The organism is Borrelia hispanica CRI, from assembly GCF_000500065.1.
GTDB classification, from domain to species: domain Bacteria; phylum Spirochaetota; class Spirochaetia; order Borreliales; family Borreliaceae; genus Borrelia; species Borrelia hispanica.
The window spans coordinates 1-631 of sequence record NZ_AYOU01000156.1; the positions used below are offsets into that span (position 1 = coordinate 1).

The 631-nt window shown below is 29.0% G+C and carries 1 protein-coding gene; it reads right to left on the reverse strand.

What is annotated here, in order from left to right; translation table 11 throughout:
- Positions 1-631 (reverse strand): anti-CBASS protein Acb1 family protein (locus tag U880_RS0106360; RefSeq protein ID WP_024655224.1); only part of this gene is annotated, 631 nt, incomplete at both ends.

The following is a 631-nucleotide window of genomic DNA, read 5'->3' on the forward strand; positions in this document are numbered from 1 at the left end:
TAACAAGTGAACCAAAATGCATCTTAATGCCAAAATATTTTACAAGTTTACTATTAATAGATACTTCAATAGATTCTTGTACAATTTTTAAAAAATCATAATAATTAGATCTGTCTCCCTTACCATCACTCCCAAGTCCCTTAGTCTGCTCGTTAAAACTCCTAGTTAAGGGCTCTTTACTGTCTGCTCCTATTTTTGCTTTTACTAATTCTAATGCTTCCTTTAAATACGTCATATCATACTTTATAACTTCTAATGATGCATCTGTGTCACCGCTATAAAATATTCCTTCATTATTTAAATTAGCTTTAAGTCTCTCTATCTCTCTAGATAACATATCATTAGCATCTCTTAATGCAACAAAGTTATTCTTTGAACTTGAGCCTCCAAAAAACCCTTTAAAACCACTATTACTCTCTTTCCTTAATAACATCGCTGTATTACTTAATGCATTTTGTAATTCTACTAATGACTCATCCTTGTAAAATAAAAAGTTATGATTATCTATTCGTCTCTCAATCTCTATGTAAATCTTTTCTAATAAATACACATCAAGTAAAAAACTTTCTGTATAACACGGCGTATAAGATCCTAAAATATAATCATAATTGTCATATATTAGTAATCTACT